The 14,056-nt window shown below is 67.9% G+C and carries 18 protein-coding genes and 1 tRNA gene; 3 read left to right on the top strand and 16 right to left on the bottom strand.

Annotated elements, in window-relative coordinates; genetic code table 11:
* Window positions 1–76: 76 nt before the first annotated feature.
* The 5 genes from NQ152_RS09730 to NQ152_RS09710 form a co-directional block, all read right to left on the bottom strand.
* A complete protein-coding gene (locus tag NQ152_RS09730) occupies window positions 77–460 on the bottom strand; it encodes a PPOX class F420-dependent oxidoreductase (RefSeq protein ID WP_257523819.1) in 384 nt (127 codons plus the stop codon).
* A 51-nt stretch (window positions 461–511) separates the two neighbouring features.
* A complete protein-coding gene (locus NQ152_RS09725; RefSeq protein ID WP_257523818.1) occupies window positions 512–931 on the bottom strand; it encodes a hypothetical protein in 420 nt (139 codons plus the stop codon).
* On the bottom strand, window positions 928–1,788 hold the full coding sequence (locus NQ152_RS09720; protein ID WP_257502165.1) for an RNA polymerase sigma-70 factor: 861 nt from the start codon (window positions 1,786–1,788) through the stop codon (window positions 928–930). Before NQ152_RS09720 ends, NQ152_RS09725 begins: the two co-directional genes overlap by 4 nt.
* Before the next feature lie 77 nt (window positions 1,789–1,865).
* Complete coding sequence (locus tag NQ152_RS09715; protein ID WP_257523817.1) at window positions 1,866–2,627, bottom strand: SDR family oxidoreductase; 762 nt, start codon at window positions 2,625–2,627, stop codon at window positions 1,866–1,868.
* A 346-nt stretch (window positions 2,628–2,973) separates the two neighbouring features.
* Window positions 2,974–3,046 (bottom strand) — tRNA-Ala (locus tag NQ152_RS09710).
* Between the two features lie 215 nt (window positions 3,047–3,261).
* Between NQ152_RS09710 and NQ152_RS09705 the strand changes: the two genes are divergently transcribed.
* Window positions 3,262–3,444 (top strand): VOC family protein, encoded by a 183-nt coding sequence (locus tag NQ152_RS09705; protein ID WP_257523816.1) that lies wholly within the window; start codon window positions 3,262–3,264, stop codon window positions 3,442–3,444.
* A 4-nt stretch (window positions 3,445–3,448) separates the two neighbouring features.
* On the opposite strand, the gene rsfS is transcribed toward NQ152_RS09705, so the two are convergent.
* From rsfS to rplU, 9 genes are all read right to left on the bottom strand, one after another.
* On the bottom strand, window positions 3,449–3,826 hold the full coding sequence (gene rsfS, locus NQ152_RS09700; protein ID WP_257502160.1) for a ribosome silencing factor: 378 nt from the start codon (window positions 3,824–3,826) through the stop codon (window positions 3,449–3,451).
* Window positions 3,826–4,821, bottom strand: coding sequence for a hypothetical protein (locus NQ152_RS09695; RefSeq protein ID WP_257523815.1), 996 nt, complete (start codon window positions 4,819–4,821; stop codon window positions 3,826–3,828). The genes rsfS and NQ152_RS09695 overlap by 1 nt, the downstream gene beginning before the upstream one ends.
* On the bottom strand, window positions 4,818–5,414 hold the full coding sequence (gene nadD / locus NQ152_RS09690; protein ID WP_257502158.1) for a nicotinate-nucleotide adenylyltransferase: 597 nt from the start codon (window positions 5,412–5,414) through the stop codon (window positions 4,818–4,820). Before nadD ends, NQ152_RS09695 begins: the two co-directional genes overlap by 4 nt.
* 9 nt (window positions 5,415–5,423) lie before the next feature.
* Complete coding sequence (locus NQ152_RS09685; RefSeq protein ID WP_257502157.1) at window positions 5,424–5,648, bottom strand: hypothetical protein; 225 nt, start codon at window positions 5,646–5,648, stop codon at window positions 5,424–5,426.
* A gap of 56 nt (window positions 5,649–5,704) precedes the next feature.
* On the bottom strand, window positions 5,705–6,964 hold the full coding sequence (locus NQ152_RS09680; protein ID WP_257523814.1) for a glutamate-5-semialdehyde dehydrogenase: 1,260 nt from the start codon (window positions 6,962–6,964) through the stop codon (window positions 5,705–5,707).
* Window positions 6,964–7,815: a glutamate 5-kinase gene (gene proB, locus NQ152_RS09675; protein WP_257502155.1), complete on the bottom strand. Its 852-nt coding sequence runs from the start codon at window positions 7,813–7,815 to the stop codon at window positions 6,964–6,966. The genes NQ152_RS09680 and proB overlap by 1 nt, the downstream gene beginning before the upstream one ends.
* On the bottom strand, window positions 7,812–9,332 hold the full coding sequence (obgE, locus tag NQ152_RS09670) for a GTPase ObgE (protein WP_257523813.1): 1,521 nt from the start codon (window positions 9,330–9,332) through the stop codon (window positions 7,812–7,814). The genes proB and obgE overlap by 4 nt, the downstream gene beginning before the upstream one ends.
* A gap of 111 nt (window positions 9,333–9,443) precedes the next feature.
* Window positions 9,444–9,701 (bottom strand): 50S ribosomal protein L27, encoded by a 258-nt coding sequence (gene rpmA / locus NQ152_RS09665; protein ID WP_179432775.1) that lies wholly within the window; start codon window positions 9,699–9,701, stop codon window positions 9,444–9,446.
* A gap of 20 nt (window positions 9,702–9,721) precedes the next feature.
* Window positions 9,722–10,030 carry a 50S ribosomal protein L21 gene (gene rplU, locus NQ152_RS09660; protein ID WP_257502153.1) on the bottom strand — a complete coding sequence of 103 codons (309 nt, stop codon included), beginning with the start codon at window positions 10,028–10,030 and terminating at the stop codon, window positions 9,722–9,724.
* Window positions 10,031–10,206: 176 nt separating this feature from the next.
* Here rplU and NQ152_RS09655 point away from each other — a divergent pair, with 176 nt between their 5' ends.
* On the top strand, window positions 10,207–10,479 hold the full coding sequence (locus NQ152_RS09655; RefSeq protein ID WP_257502151.1) for a DUF4031 domain-containing protein: 273 nt from the start codon (window positions 10,207–10,209) through the stop codon (window positions 10,477–10,479).
* A gap of 2 nt (window positions 10,480–10,481) precedes the next feature.
* On the opposite strand, the gene NQ152_RS09650 is transcribed toward NQ152_RS09655, so the two are convergent.
* On the bottom strand, window positions 10,482–12,749 hold the full coding sequence (locus tag NQ152_RS09650; RefSeq protein ID WP_257523812.1) for a ribonuclease E/G: 2,268 nt from the start codon (window positions 12,747–12,749) through the stop codon (window positions 10,482–10,484).
* 286 nt (window positions 12,750–13,035) lie between these two features.
* On the opposite strand from NQ152_RS09650, the gene NQ152_RS09645 reads away from it, so the two are divergent.
* The gene (locus NQ152_RS09645) at window positions 13,036–13,638 is read left to right on the top strand and encodes a vitamin K epoxide reductase family protein (RefSeq protein WP_257523811.1); all 603 of its coding nucleotides are present in this window, start codon (window positions 13,036–13,038) and stop codon (window positions 13,636–13,638) included.
* Here NQ152_RS09645 and ndk read toward each other — a convergent pair whose 3' ends face one another.
* On the bottom strand, window positions 13,639–14,055 hold the full coding sequence (gene ndk / locus NQ152_RS09640) for a nucleoside-diphosphate kinase (protein WP_257523810.1): 417 nt from the start codon (window positions 14,053–14,055) through the stop codon (window positions 13,639–13,641).
* Window position 14,056 lies beyond the last annotated feature (1 nt).

Genomic DNA, 14,056 nt, shown 5'->3' with positions numbered 1-14,056 from the left:
ACCCGGAGCAGGGACAGTGTCGCCGGCGTGACAGAGCCCGAATCACGCGGCTACCGACGCGGAAGGCAGCAGCGCATCAGTTGAGCACGAGCGTCACCGAGACGCTCTTGGAACGCATCAGCTTCTGCCCGGCCCGGATCGCCGTGTACTTCACGCCGTACTTGCGCATCAGCGCGCGGTCGATCCGCGCGCGAGTGTCTTCGTCGTGGCGCACGACCGCCGTGGCTTCCACTGCTTCAGCGCCGTCCAGGAGTCGTCCTCGCATGTCGCAGGGGGTCAGCACCACGCGGGCGGTATGAGCCAGGCGCTTGACCTTGCCCGACGTGGCGGCGGTGGTGATCAGGGCATCCTCCCCGTCGCGGACGATCCAGACCGGAGTTGCCACCGGGACGCCGGTTCGACGGAACGTCGTCAGCAGAACGTACTCGCGGGCGGCGATGTCGTGGAGCGCAGGGATCACTCTTCTATTCTCCGCCGTTCCGCACTGGCCCGGCGCCAGCACGGACCAGCGTCAGGCGACGTCGAAGCGCACGAGCTTATCCGGGTTCACGACGACCCAGATGCGCGAGATCGCCTCGCGCGTCGTTGCGACGCTGATCACCGCGACCAGGATGCCGCCCTCGCGCAGGAGGATCCCGGGCGCACCGTTCACGGCACCCACGTCGAGGGTGAGCGGTGAGTACTGCGCGAGGATCCCCAGGAGCAGATCGGCTGCGGCCCGGTCGCCCTCGACCCGATCCGCGGGTGTCGGGACGAGCCCCCCGCTGTCGACGGCGAGCTCCACATCGCGGGCGAACAGCCGCGCGATCTGCTCGGGATCACGCCGTTCGCACGTTGCCTCGAGTGCGCTCACGGCAACCGCGTGCCACTGCTGCTGGACGGCCTTCGTCTTCGGATCCGGGTGCCGTGACGGGCTGCGCCACCATGTCATGCGCCCACCGTCGTGACGTGCTGAAGCTTGTCGGGGCTCATGATCCAGAGCAGCTGATGGATCCCTCGGTCGGATACGGTCAGCGTCAGCGCCGTGGTGACGACGCCGTCCTCGGACAGGGTCACGGCGGGCTGACCATTCACCTCCACCCAATCGATGGTCTTCCCGGTCCAGAAATGACTGGAGAACGCGGCGACGAACTTGGCCACCCGCGACTGCCCGACGACGGGAATGCGCGCGGCCAGTTTGACCCCGTTGCCGTCGGTGTAGCTGACCACATCCGCGACGAAGAGCTCTTCCAGCGCCACGGCGTTCCCCCGCTGCGCGGCGGAGAGGAACGCTTCCAGCAGGCGGCGCTGTTCACCCGTGGCCACCGCTGTTCGCCGCTCCGAGGCCAGGTGCTTGCGCGCCCGGCTCACGAGCTGCCGTGCGGTGGCGGGTGCGGTCTGCACGATCTCGGCGATCCGGTCGTAGGGATAGTCGAATGCTTCACGGAGCACATAGGCGGCACGCTCCGTGGGAGTCAGCTTCTCGAGCAGGATCAGCATCGCGTACTGCAGCGCTTCGCCCCGCTCGGCGCCCAACGACGGATCGTCGGCCGTGTTGACCGGCTCCGGCAACCACGGGCCGATGTAGGTCTCCCGTCGCGTATGCGCGGACTGGAGTGAATTGATCGCCAGCCGGGTGGTGATCGTGGACAGGAACGCCGCCGGCTCGAGCACCTCGTCACGGCGGGTCGATTGCCAGCGGATCCACACGTCCTGAAGGATGTCTTCGGCATCGGCGACGCTGCCGAGCATGCGATAGGCGATGCCGAAGAGTCGGCCTCTGCAGCGCTGGAACGCTTCCGTCGCCACTGCCAAGTCCTGTGTGCTCGCGTCGTCTGGCACGATCAATCCGCCCTTTCCGCGTGGATCCGGAGCATCGAATCGATTCAGTGTGGCACCGGGACACCGGTCTGCCACTGGTGCAGTGACGTGGCACTTATTGTCGCGCCCCTGTCGGGGAGCAGGTCCCACCGGCCTACCCGCGCACCGAAGTAGGTTCCGAGCGGATCTGCGAGCAGTTCACGCTCATCGTGCCGGAACCGCAGGTCACGCCTGGCCACATCGGCGAGGCTGAACACCTCCGGCCCGGCGAACTCCACGATGCCCCCCACGGGCTCGCCGACGGCGATGTCGCCCACAGCCGAGGCGACATCGTCCGCGGCCATCGGCTGGACGAGCACATCGGCGAGAGACCCGCCGCCGCAACGCAGCGCTGTTTCTGTGATGTCCCGGATGAACTCGAAGAACTGGGTGGCGTGCACGAGGGAGTACGCGCGCCTCGAATCGATGACCAGGCGCTCCTGCACGGCCTTGGCGATGAAGTATCCGCCGTGCGACCGGGCGAGTCGATCGGTTCCGACCACGGAGAGCGCGACGTGGTGTGCGACGCCCGCGGCGGCACCATAGGTGAGCAGGTTGAGGGTGGATGTCTCGAAGAACTCAAGTGCGGCCGCCTCGTCGGTGTACGAAGAGTTCGAGACGTCGATCACGGTCTGCGTCCCCTCGAGCGCGTCTGCGAGGCCTTCGCCGGTGAAGGAGTTCACGCCGGTCGCTCGGGACGCCGCGATGACCTGGTGCCCGCCGCGTTCGAGCACGTCGACCAATCGGCTTCCGATCAGACCGGTGCCTCCGATGACGGTGATTCTCATCTCGGTTCCTTTCCTCATTCGAAAGCTCAGACCGCGCGGCAGCCGCATGTGTGACGACGAGGGCCGAATTGCCCGGTGCTGTCACATCGGGACGGGCCCTCCGGTCCTTCCTGGTGAGCGGCCGACGTCCGACCGCTCCCCCCGACGCCGTCCACCGCGCGACCGCCCAAGCTCTCCCTGCCGAGGGACGATTGCCCGACCGATACCGGCTGCGCTACGACCGCGTCGAAACCGACGACCGCGTCAGCATCCGACGCGCGGGCCAACTCACCCCACCCGGCCGCTGGCCCCACAAATGACAGATGTCTCGCGACATATGAGACATATGTCGCGAGACATCACACGGTGGACCTGAGGGGACTCGAACCCCTGACCCCCTGCATGCCATGCAGGTGCGCTACCAGCTGCGCCACAGGCCCGGAAACCGCCTCCCGATCGGAGGCAACCCCAAAAGATTACTACACCGATACGCATGGTCCGAACCGGCCGATGTCCGTGCATCCGTCTACGGTGGTGCACGAAAGGGGCGGAATGGCCACGCTCGGCAACATCACCTTCCACGGGACGGACCCGCGAACGCTCGCGCACTTCTGGGCCGGGGTCTTCCACTAACCGATGCTGGAGTCGGCCACGCGTGCCCAGCTCGACGCCGAGAAGGACCGCCTGGTCGCTGGGCGCGACCGCCTGGTCGCTGGGCGCGACCGCCTGGTCGCTGGGCGCGACCGTCGTACGGCTCGTCGAGCAGAGCTGGGGACCGTGGCCGGAGCTGTACTACCAGCTGCAGGACCCCGAGGGGAACGAGTTCTGCCTGCAGTGAGGGGCTACTCGACCGCTGACCGGGCGGCCAGTTCGATCGGCACGACCGGGCAGTCCTTCCACAGACGCTCGAGCCCGTAATACAGGCGCTCCTCCTCGTGGAAGACATGCACGACCAGATCCCCGAAGTCCAGCAGGATCCACCGCGATTCCTGGCGGCCTTCGCGACGGAGCCGCTTGTGTCCGGCCTCGAGGAGCTTGTCCTCGATCTCGTCGGCGATCGCTGCCACGTTGCGCTCGCTGCGGCCCGTGACGAGCAGGAAGATGTCGACCAGAGGCAGCGGACCGGACACGTCGAGAGCGACGAGATCCTCACCGCCCTTGGCATCGGCAGCGTGCGCAGCGACGCGGAGCATGTCGCGGGCTTGCGGGGTGGCGGTCATCAGAAAACTCCAGTCACAAACGCAAGGATGAGCACACCGACGAGCGCGAGCGCGAGCACGCCAGCCGTGATTGCGAGCGTCAGCATGAGGCGCCCGCCCTTCTCCGGCGTCGGGGGCTTGATGATGTCGCCGTCGTTCTTGACGGTGCTGATCGCCGCACTGGCGGCGATCGGCGTCGGCGATGAGTGTGCGGGCAGTTCGCCGTCGACCAGGACCGCGTCGACGTCCTTGCCGTCCGCCGTCCCGTCGGCGTGGCCGGTCGAACCGAGACCCTCGGGCAGGTTGAATGATCCCGTGATCAGCACCTCGCCGGTCGCGGTCACCGGTGCGACGAGGTTGGGGGCAGAAGGGGTCTGCGAAAGGATCAGCGCGTTGCCGGTGCCGATGGAACCGGTCACCGAACGAGAGATGAGCTGGTCGAACGAGGGAGGCAGATCCGGCTGCACCGCCGCACCGGCCAGGAGCCCGGCACCCAGCTGAGGACTGACCACAGCCTTGTCGGCGCCGTCCTCGTCCGCATCGCCTTCGACTGCCACCAAGTCCAGCACCGCGTCGGCGGACTCGCTGTCGTTCTGGTCCGCGACCTCGTCTGCACCGTCGCGCTCCGCCTCGGCGGTCTCGACGGGGGATGCCGCAGCGTCGGCCACCGATGCCGCATGCGCGGCGGCGATCTCGGGCGTGATGACCGGCACCGACGCGGTGCGGATGCGCTCCTGCTGACGCGCCTGTCGGCGTGTCAGCGGGGTGGCATCGAGATCGACGCTGGCGTCGGGTGCGGGTTGGTCGCGAACGGGCGCCGGGACAGCCGCGCGCGGAAGCGGGGCCGAGACGGGCGCAGCGGTATCGTCCGGCTCGGTCGCCTCGCCTGCGAGGTCGGATGCCGATTCGGGGTCAGCGCTCGCATCAGAGGCGACGGGGGTCGCTCCCGTATTGCGCAGGTCACGCAGCTGCTTGCGGGTGAGGGCTGGTGTCGCCGGTTGCTCGGGTGTGCTCATTCCTTGCTCCGGTAGAGGTGATGCTTCGCGATGTATTGGACGACCCCGTCGGGAACGAGGTACCAGACGGGATTACCGTGCTCAACGCGCTCGCGGCAGTCCGTCGATGAGATGGCCAGGGCGGGGATCTCGAGTTGGCTTACGTCTTCTGTCGGCAGACCCGCAGTGCTCAATACGTGCCCGGGTCGGGAGACGGCGACGAAGTGGGCGAGGTCCCACAACTCATCATGGTCCCTCCAACTGAGAATTTGCGCCAAGGCGTCTGCTCCGGTGATGAAGAACAGGTCCGCGTCGGGCCGCTGCGTCTTCAGGTCGCGCAGAGTGTCGATCGTGAAGGTGGGTCCGGCCCGGTCGATGTCCACGCGGCTGACGGTGAACTGCGGGTTGGATGCCGTGGCGATCACGGTCATCAGATAACGGTGCTCGCTGGGAGACACGTCGTGCTTCTGCCACGGCTGACCGGTGGGCACGAACACGACTTCGTCCAGGCCGAAGGACTGGGCGACTTCGCTGGCCGCCACGAGGTGACCGTTGTGGATGGGGTCGAACGTCCCGCCCATGACCCCGATCCTCGGGGCGCGCGTCACCGACATGCAGTCGGCCTAGTGGCCGTGCCCCGCCCTCTGCACCTCATGCGCGTGGGAGGCGGCATACGCGTCGGCCTTGTTCGCGTGCCGGTTGGCGACGTTGCGGTACGACAGGGTGACCAGCGCCAGCGCACCGAACACGACGATCGAGACGATGCCGAAGATGACGGTCTCCAGCGCCACGTTGCCGGTATGTTCGGCCTCTTCTGCGGCGAGGACGAGAAGCGAGGCGATGGTCATTCGTGCTCCGTTCGGGTTTCGCGTCGCAGCGACGACGCAGCTATCAGTTTATGTGGTCACGGGCGGACTTGCCCGGAGCCCCGCGCCAGCCACTTGGTGCTGGTCAATTCGTTCAGACCCATCGGACCGCGCGCGTGCAGCTTCTGCGTCGAAATGCCCACCTCGGCACCGAAGCCGAACTCACCGCCGTCGGTGAACCTCGTGGACGTGTTGGCCATCACGACGGCCGAGTCGACTTCGGCGAGGAAGCGCTCGATGTTCCCGGCATCCTGCGTGATGATCGACTCGGTGTGGTGGGTGGAGTAGCGACGGATGTGCGCGAGCGCCTCGTCCAGATCGCCGACGACGCGCATGGAGACATCCAGGCTGAGGTACTCGGTGGCCCAGTCCTCATCGGTGGCGGGAACGACGTCGGCGCAGAGCCCGACCACCTCGGAGTCGCCGTGCACGGTGACACCGCGCTCGGTCAATGCGGAGACCACCGCGGGCACCAGCCGGCGGGCGGCGTCACGGTGCACCAGGACGGTCTCGACGGAGTTGCAGACGCTGGGACGCTGCACCTTCGCGTTCACGACGATCTCGCGCGCCCACTCCAGCGGGGCCGATTCGTCCAGCAGGATGTGGACCACACCCGCACCGGTCTCGATGACGGGCACCGTCGATTCGGTCACCACGGTCTCGATCAGCTGCGCGCTGCCCCGCGGCACGAGCACGTCGACGATGCCGCGCGCGTGCATCAGCTCGCGGGCGCCGTCGCGGCCGAACTCGTCGATGGTCTGGATCGCCTCGGGATCGATTCCCCGGGCGGCGAGGGCGTCGCGCATGGCGCGCACCAGCGCCGCGTTGGTCTGCTCCGCTGCCGAGCCGCCCCGCAGCACCACGGCATTGCCGGAGCGCAGCGACAGCGCAGCGATGTCGACCGTGACGTTCGGGCGCGCCTCGTAGATCGAGCCGACCACACCGAACGGCACGCTCACCTTGGTCAGCGCGACGCCGTTGGCGAGCGTCCGCTCCTCCAGCACCCGCCCGACCGGGTCCGGCAGGGCGGCGATGTCGCGTACCGCCGCGGCCAGAGCGGCAACGCGCGGCTCGTCCAGACGCAGACGATCCTGCAGCGCGGTCGAGAGTCCGCTCACGCGTCCGCGCTCCAGGTCCTCACCGTTGGCGGCGACGATGTCCGCAGCCGCGGAATCGATGGCCCCGGCGACGGCCAGGAGCGCATCGCGCTTCTCCGCGTCGCCGAGCAGGCCGATGGATCGGGCCGCGGACTTGGCCAGGAGCATCCGGTCGCGCGCGGTCGTCGCGGTGGTGGTCATCAGCCCAGTGTATCGAGGGCGTGCGCGGCGGGCCGGCGGATGGGCCCGGTCAGCGAACCCACGACCGGTTCAGGATGCGGCGCGAACCAGGTGCCGATCTCATCGCCGCGCAGGGCGCGATCCACCAGATCGGCGCTCGTGACGAGCACGCCGATTCCGGATGCCGCCGCCAGCCTCGCCGCGGAGACCTTCGTCGCCGCTCCCCCGGTGCCGACGCTGTTGACGACCACGGATCCGAACTCGTATCCGTGCAGGTCGTCATCGTGCGCGACGTAGGAGATCGGCAGCGCACCGGGCTGGTCAGGCGGGCGCGTGTACAGGCATTCGATGTCGCTCAGCAGCACCAGCGCATCGGCGCCGATCAGCTGAGCGACGAGGGCGGCAAGCCGGTCGTTGTCGCCGAAGCGGATCTCATGCGTCGCGACCGTGTCGTTCTCGTTCACGATCGGCAGGATCCGCAGACCCAGCAGCCGCTCCATCGCACGACGCGCGTTCGAGCGCGGCGTCGGGTTCTCCAGGTCACCGGCGGTCAGGAGCACCTGACCGGCGACGATCCGGAACGGACGCAGCGCCTCCTGATAGCGGTAGATCAAGACGTTCTGACCCACGGCAGCCGCGGCCTGCTGGGTGGCGAGGTCGCTGGGACGCTCCCCGAGGCGGAGGTACGGCATGCCGGTCGCGATCGCTCCCGAGGAGACCAGCACGACCTCCGTTCCGCGCCCGTGCGCCTCGGCCAGCGCGTCGACGATCGGAGGGATCTTTCCGGAGTTCTCCCCGCTGATCGACGAGGAGCCGACCTTCACGACGATGCGGCGCGCGGTGCGAAGCTCCGCCCGTGTGGCGGCCGTCACGCCTGCTCCTCGTCGTCCCGCCCGACCGGGTTGGTTTTCGCGGCGATGCGCTCGGTCTCCAGCTCAGCGCGCGCCTCCGACTTCGCGTCCATGCGCTCGTAGTAGCGCTCGCGCCGCTCGGATGTCGTGCGCCGCGGATTCAGGTCGAGACGCGGGTCCGTGCCGCGCGGCGCCGTCGCCAGCTCCGCCATGGATCCCAGCGAGGGCTGCCAGTCGAAGACGACACCGTCGTCCTCGCCGATGACGACCGTCGATCCGGGCTGCGCACCCGACTTGAAGAGCTGATCCTCCACGCCCAGCTTCTCCAGACGATCTGCCAGGTAGCCGACGGCTTCTTCGTTCTGGAAGTCCGTCTGCTGCACCCAGCGCAGCGGCTTGGCGCCCAGGACGCGGTAGATGTCCCCGTACGTGCCACCCTCGACCCGGATGGTGAACTCGCGCTCCGAACCGTGCGGGCGGACGACGACCCGTTCGACCACGGGCTTGTCCGCCTCTTCCACCCGATGCGCGGCGACGATGTCGCCCAGCGCGTAGGTGAGCTGACGCAAGCCCTCGTGGCTGACCGTGGAGATCTCGAAGACGCGGTAGCCGCGAGCCTCCAGCTCGGGACGGACCAGGTCGGCGAGGTCTTTGGCTTCGGGAACGTCCACCTTGTTCAGGGCGACGATCTGCGGTCGTTCCAGCAGGGGCAGTTGCCCCTCCGGTACGGGGTACGCCGCCAGCTCGGCCAGGATCACGTCGAGGTCGGTCAGCGGATCGCGCCCCGGCTCCAGCGTGGCGCAATCCAGAACGTGCACGAGCGCAGTGCAGCGCTCCACGTGGCGGAGGAACTCCAGGCCCAGGCCCTTGCCCTCACTGGCACCCTCGATGAGGCCGGGGACATCGGCGACGGTGTAGCGCACGTCCCCTGCTTGGACGACGCCCAGGTTGGGGTGCAGCGTGGTGAAGGGGTAGTCGGCGATCTTGGGCCGTGCGGCCGAGATCGCGGCGATGAGGCTCGACTTGCCCGCGGACGGGTACCCGACCAGCGCCACGTCGGCGACCGTCTTCAGCTCGAGAAGGACGTCGCCTTCCCATCCGGGCGTACCGAGCAGGGCGAATCCGGGGGCCTTGCGCTTGTGGTTGGCCAGGGACGCGTTGCCGAGGCCGCCGATGCCGCCGGGCGCCACCACGAACCGCATACCGGGTTCGATCATGTCGACCAGGGTCTCGCCGGAGACGTCCTTGACCACGGTGCCCACGGGCACGGGCAGCTCCAGAGTCTCCCCGACAGCGCCGGAGCGATGATCGCCCATTCCGAATCCGCCGTTGCCGGCCGATCGGTGCGGCGAGTGGTGATACGACAGCAGGGTCGTGACCTGAGGGTCTGCGACCAGCACGATGTCGCCGCCGTGACCGCCGTTGCCGCCATCGGGGCCGGCCATCGGCTTGAACTTCTCGCGCTTCACCGACACGCACCCGTTTCCGCCCTTGCCGGCGGACAGGTGCAGCGTCACTCGGTCAACGAATGTGACCATGCGCTCCCCCTTTTCGGGCTCTTGGTGCCTGATGAGTGTTGCCTACTGATGAACACGTGAGGGGGCGGGCCGAAGCCCGCCCCCTCACGAGAAAACTGCGTGTGCGGCGGACTACTCCGCCGGGACCACGATGTTGACGACCTTGCGGCCGCCCTTGGCGCCGAACTCGACCGCGCCGGCCTCGAGGGCGAACAGCGTGTCGTCTCCACCGCGTCCGACGTTGACGCCGGGGTGGAAGTGGGTTCCGCGCTGGCGGACGATGATCTCGCCGGCGAGAACCTTCTGGCCGCCGAAGCGCTTCACGCCGAGGCGCTGTGCGTTGGAGTCACGACCGTTGCGAGTGGAGCTTGCGCCCTTTTTGTGTGCCATGTCCTGAGTCTCTTCCGTGCTTACTTGATGCCGGTGACCTTGACGCGCGTGAGGTCCTGTCGGTGCCCCTGGCGCTTCTTGTACCCGGTCTTGTTCTTGAACTTCTGGATCACGATCTTGGGGCCGCGCTCCTCGCCGACGACCTCGGCCGTGACGGTCACCTTGGCAAGCTTGTCAGCGTCGGTCGTGACGGTGTCCCCGTCGACGAACAGCACGGCGGGCAACTTGATCTCGTCGCCGACCTTCGCGGACTGACGATCGAGGACGACGATCGTGCCGACCTCGACCTTCTCCTGCCGGCCACCGGCGCGCACAACTGCGTAGACCACTTCATACCTGTTTCTTCGGGGAGCGCGCGGCTCCGGATGCCTGAGCAAAGACTCGATGCGGAGCAGAAATGTCGTCAACGCACCAAGGGGATACTTTACCGGATGCGCACGCCACAAGCAAAAGCGCCTCCCCTGGGGCTCGTCCCCACGACCTGGTCGGTGCATAGGATCGGGTGATGGCGATCCTCATCGACGACGCGCGCTGGCCGGCGCACGGTCGATTCTGGGCGCACCTGGTGAGCGATTCCAGCCTCGACGAACTGCACGAGTTCGCGGCCGCGAACGGCATCCCCGGGCGCGGCTTCGATCGCGATCATTACGACGTGCCGGATGAGGCGCACGCCCGCCTGGTCGCTGCAGGCGCACGCCATGTCGACGGGCGCGTCCTGGTCAAAGCGCTCATCGCATCCGGTCTTCGCGTCACGGCGAGGGAACGCCGCGAACGCTGAGGCTACTCCTCGGTCGGCGTATGCGAGACAGGAGTTCCCGTCAGCGCAGCCGTCGTCACACGGCGGCGCGACCGCCCCTGACCGGGCGCCTTGGGCTCGGGAAGAGCGCTGAGCACGGAGTCCAGCAGCAGATCCTTCTCGGTCCGCGGCGCCTTCGACCCGGCATCCTGTCGCTTCTTACGCTGCTTCTTGGGCCGCTCGACCGGCGCCTCTGCGACCGGCGCCTCGACCGGGACGATCTCCTCGTCCTGGTGCGAGTGGATCGTGGATGCCGCGATCTGGGCCAGTGCCGACTTGACGCCTTCGGTGATGACGTGGGTGCCACCGGTCGCACCGTTGGCGGTGGGCGCGGCGGCACGCGGACGGCGACCCGGAGGGGACCCGTTGCCGGCCGGTGCGCGGTGCTTCACGACGGGGTCGTGGTGGACGATCACTCCGCGACCGGCACACACCTCGCACGGCTCGCTGAAGGTCTCGAGCAGGCCGAGACCCAGCTTCTTGCGGGTCATCTGGACGAGGCCGAGCGAGGTCACCTCGGCGACCTGGTGCTTGGTGCGGTCACGACTCAGGCACTCCACCAGGCGTCGCAGCACGAGGTCGCGATTGGATTCGAGCACCATGTCGATGAAGTCCACCACGATGATGCCGCCGATGTCGCGCAGCCGCAGCTGGCGGACGATCTCCTCAGCGGCCTCGAGATTGTTCTTGGTGACCGTCTCCTCGAGGTTTCCGCCGGTGCCGACGAACTTGCCGGTGTTGACATCCACCACAGTCATCGCCTCGGTGCGGTCGATCACCAGCGACCCGCCCGAGGGCAGCCAGACCTTGCGGTCCAGCGCCTTCTCGATCTGCTCCGTCACACGGAACCGGTCGAACGGATCGACGTCGCTGTCATACACCTCGACGCGATCGAGCAGGTCCGGTGCCACGCTCTCGAGATACGCCGTGATCGTCTGGTACGCGTCCTCGCCCTGGATGAGCATCTTGGTGAAGTCCTCGTTGAAGACGTCGCGGACGATCTTGACCAGAAGGTCGGGTTCGGAGTGCAGCAGTGCCGGCGCCTGGATGGATTCGACCTGGCGGCTGATGTGCTCCCACTGCGTGGTGAGACGCTGCACGTCGCGGGTGAGCTGATCCTCCGTGGCCCCCTCGGCCGCGGTGCGGACGATGACGCCCGAGGATTCGGGCAGCACCTCTTTGAGGATCTTCTTCAGGCGAGCGCGTTCGGTGTCCGGCAGCTTGCGCGAGATTCCGTTCATCGTGCCGCCGGGCACGTACACGAGGTAACGACCAGGAAGGGAGATCTGACTCGTGAGCCGGGCGCCCTTGTGGCCGATCGGGTCCTTGGTGACCTGCACCAGGACACGGTCGCCGCTCTTGAGCGCGAGCTCGATGCGGCGGGGCTGGTTGCCCGTCTCCACGCCGTCCCAGTCGACCTCGCCGGAGTACAGCACCGCGTTGCGTCCACGGCCGATGTCGACGAACGCCGCCTCCATGCTGGGCAGGACGTTCTGGACCCGGCCCAGGTACACGTTGCCGATCAGCGACGCGTCCTGATTGCGGGCGACGTAGTGCTCAACGAGCACGTTGTCCTCGAGCACGGCGATCTGGATGCGCCCGTTCTTGGAACGCACGATCATCTCGCGGTCGACGGATTCGCGGCGCGCGAGGAACTCCGCCTCGGTCACCACGGCGCGACGACGACCCGCTTCACGGCCGTCCCGGCGGCGCTGCTTCTTGGCCTCGAGGCGGGTGGAGCCCTTGATGCGCTGCGGCTCGGTGATCAGCTCGACCGCCCGCTGACGGGGCTGCTGCGGCTCCGGCGGAGCGGATGCCTCGTCCCGGCCCTCGCCCGTCCGGCGGCGGTTGCGGCGGCGGGCACTGGTTGATGAGGACTGCTCGGCAGCGGGCTCCTCATCGGGCAACGCCGGCAGCGCCGGCAGCGCCGGCGGCTCGGGCGCGTAGAACACCAGCTGAGTGGACACCGCCGAGACGAAGACCTCCGGAAGAAGACCGAGATCCACCGCGGACTTCGGGCCGGAGTCCTCGGCCGGCGGTGCAGCCGGTTCGGGCTGCTCGGCGGGAGGTGTTGCGACCTCCGTGCCGGGTTCTGCCGGATCGGCGGAGGTCGGACCCGTCGCCTCGGCGGTCTGGGTCACATCGGACTCGACTTCCGGCGCGGGCGTGTCCGGTGCGTCGGGAGCGCTGGGCGCTACCGGTGCGTCTGAGACGTCGGCGGATTCGAGGTGTGCATCGGTTTCATCGGCCATCACTGGCGTACTCCCTGCGGACGACACCGCGCGTCGTCCGGCGAAATCTCGTGCGGTGCCGCACCTGCGGTGCCGCTAACTCATCGGTCTGCAGCCGGCCCGTGGCTCGTGCTGCGAAGGGCGCTCATCGCCCGAAGTCTTCTGGTGACGCGTATGGCGGCGCGGCCGCGACGCATCGCAACCATTATCGCACTTTCAGGGACTGAATGTGCCGACGCGCCCCATCGGTGTTTCGAGGCCGGACGCGCGCGGCGTCTGCACAGGCCTCGATGCCATAATCCGAGACATGACGCAGCCCGGTTCCCGCACCCGGCCGACCGCCCTGGCGGTGTGGCTTCTGATCGCCGGCGTCATCGGCTGGTGGGCGGCCTTCTCGCTCACCATGGAGCGACTGCACCTGCTGATGGACCCGGATGCGATCCTCGGCTGCGACATCAGCCCCCTCGTGCAGTGCGGCAAGAACCTCGAGTCCTGGCAGGGCAGCGTGTTCGGCTTTCCCAACCCGATCATGGGTCTGACCGGGTGGGTGGCGCCGATCGTCGTTGGCGCGGCGATCCTGGCCGGGGCACGGTTCGCGCGCTGGTTCTGGCTGCTGTTCGAACTCGGCCTGGCGTTCGCCTTCGTCTTCGTGATCTGGCTGATCGCTCAGAGCGTGTTCGTGCTGGGCACCCTCTGCCCATGGTGCATGGTGACGTGGGTGGTGACGATCCCGACCTTCTACGCGGTCACCCTGCATCTGCTGCGCACCGGACTCGTCCCTGCGCCCCGACCGGTCCGCAGCGCCGCCGACACGCTGATGGCGTGGCTTCCGCTGCTCGCGGTCATCAGCTACGCGATCATCGCGGTGATCGCCCAGATCCGTCTGGACGTTCTCGGCGCCGTCTTCTGATCAGGGGAACCAGATGTGGAGCTCTCGAGCTGCCGATTCCGGGCTGTCCGAGCCGTGCACGAGGTTCTGCTGCACCTTCAGTCCCCAGTCGCGTCCGAAGTCACCACGAATGGTCCCCGGAGCCGCCGTCGTGGGGTCGGTCGTACCGGCCAGGGACCGGAATCCTTCGATCACCCGATTGCCAGCCAGCCGGATGGCCACCGACGGTCCCGACATCATGAACTCCACCAGCGGCTCGTAAAACGGCTTGCCGGCGTGTTCGGCGTAGTGCTTCTCGAACATGTCGCGATCGGGCTCGACCAGTCGGATGTCGACGAGCGAGTACCCCTTCGCCTCGATTCGAGCAAGGATCGCGCCGGTCAGGCCGCGCGCGACGCCGTCGGGCTTGACGAGGACGAGAGTCTCTTCGGTGGCCATG

This window comes from Microbacterium sp. zg.B48 (assembly GCF_024623505.1).
In the GTDB taxonomy this organism is placed as follows: Bacteria; Actinomycetota; Actinomycetes; order Actinomycetales; family Microbacteriaceae; genus Microbacterium.
The sequence above is the reverse complement of the archived record's forward strand: the minus strand, read 5'-3'. Positions and strand labels throughout refer to the sequence as shown.

Coding starts and splice junctions, on each gene's coding strand:
- obgE (WP_257523813.1), bottom strand. CDS start 9,332: ATGGTCACATTCGTTGACCGAGTGACGCTGCACCTGTCCGCCGGCAAG.
- NQ152_RS09715 (WP_257523817.1), bottom strand. CDS start 2,627: ATGAGAATCACCGTCATCGGAGGCACCGGTCTGATCGGAAGCCGATTG.
- NQ152_RS09645 (WP_257523811.1), top strand. CDS start 13,036: ATGACGCAGCCCGGTTCCCGCACCCGGCCGACCGCCCTGGCGGTGTGG.
- nadD (WP_257502158.1), bottom strand. CDS start 5,414: ATGTCGGTGACGCGCGCCCCGAGGATCGGGGTCATGGGCGGGACGTTC.
- NQ152_RS09650 (WP_257523812.1), bottom strand. CDS start 12,749: ATGGCCGATGAAACCGATGCACACCTCGAATCCGCCGACGTCTCAGAC.
- rpmA (WP_179432775.1), bottom strand. CDS start 9,701: ATGGCACACAAAAAGGGCGCAAGCTCCACTCGCAACGGTCGTGACTCC.
- NQ152_RS09685 (WP_257502157.1), bottom strand. CDS start 5,648: ATGACCATCGCCTCGCTTCTCGTCCTCGCCGCAGAAGAGGCCGAACAT.
- NQ152_RS09725 (WP_257523818.1), bottom strand. CDS start 931: ATGACATGGTGGCGCAGCCCGTCACGGCACCCGGATCCGAAGACGAAG.
- NQ152_RS09655 (WP_257502151.1), top strand. CDS start 10,207: ATGGCGATCCTCATCGACGACGCGCGCTGGCCGGCGCACGGTCGATTC.
- NQ152_RS09680 (WP_257523814.1), bottom strand. CDS start 6,964: ATGACCACCACCGCGACGACCGCGCGCGACCGGATGCTCCTGGCCAAG.
- NQ152_RS09695 (WP_257523815.1), bottom strand. CDS start 4,821: ATGAGCACACCCGAGCAACCGGCGACACCAGCCCTCACCCGCAAGCAG.
- ndk (WP_257523810.1), bottom strand. CDS start 14,055: ATGGCCACCGAAGAGACTCTCGTCCTCGTCAAGCCCGACGGCGTCGCG.
- rsfS (WP_257502160.1), bottom strand. CDS start 3,826: ATGACCGCCACCCCGCAAGCCCGCGACATGCTCCGCGTCGCTGCGCAC.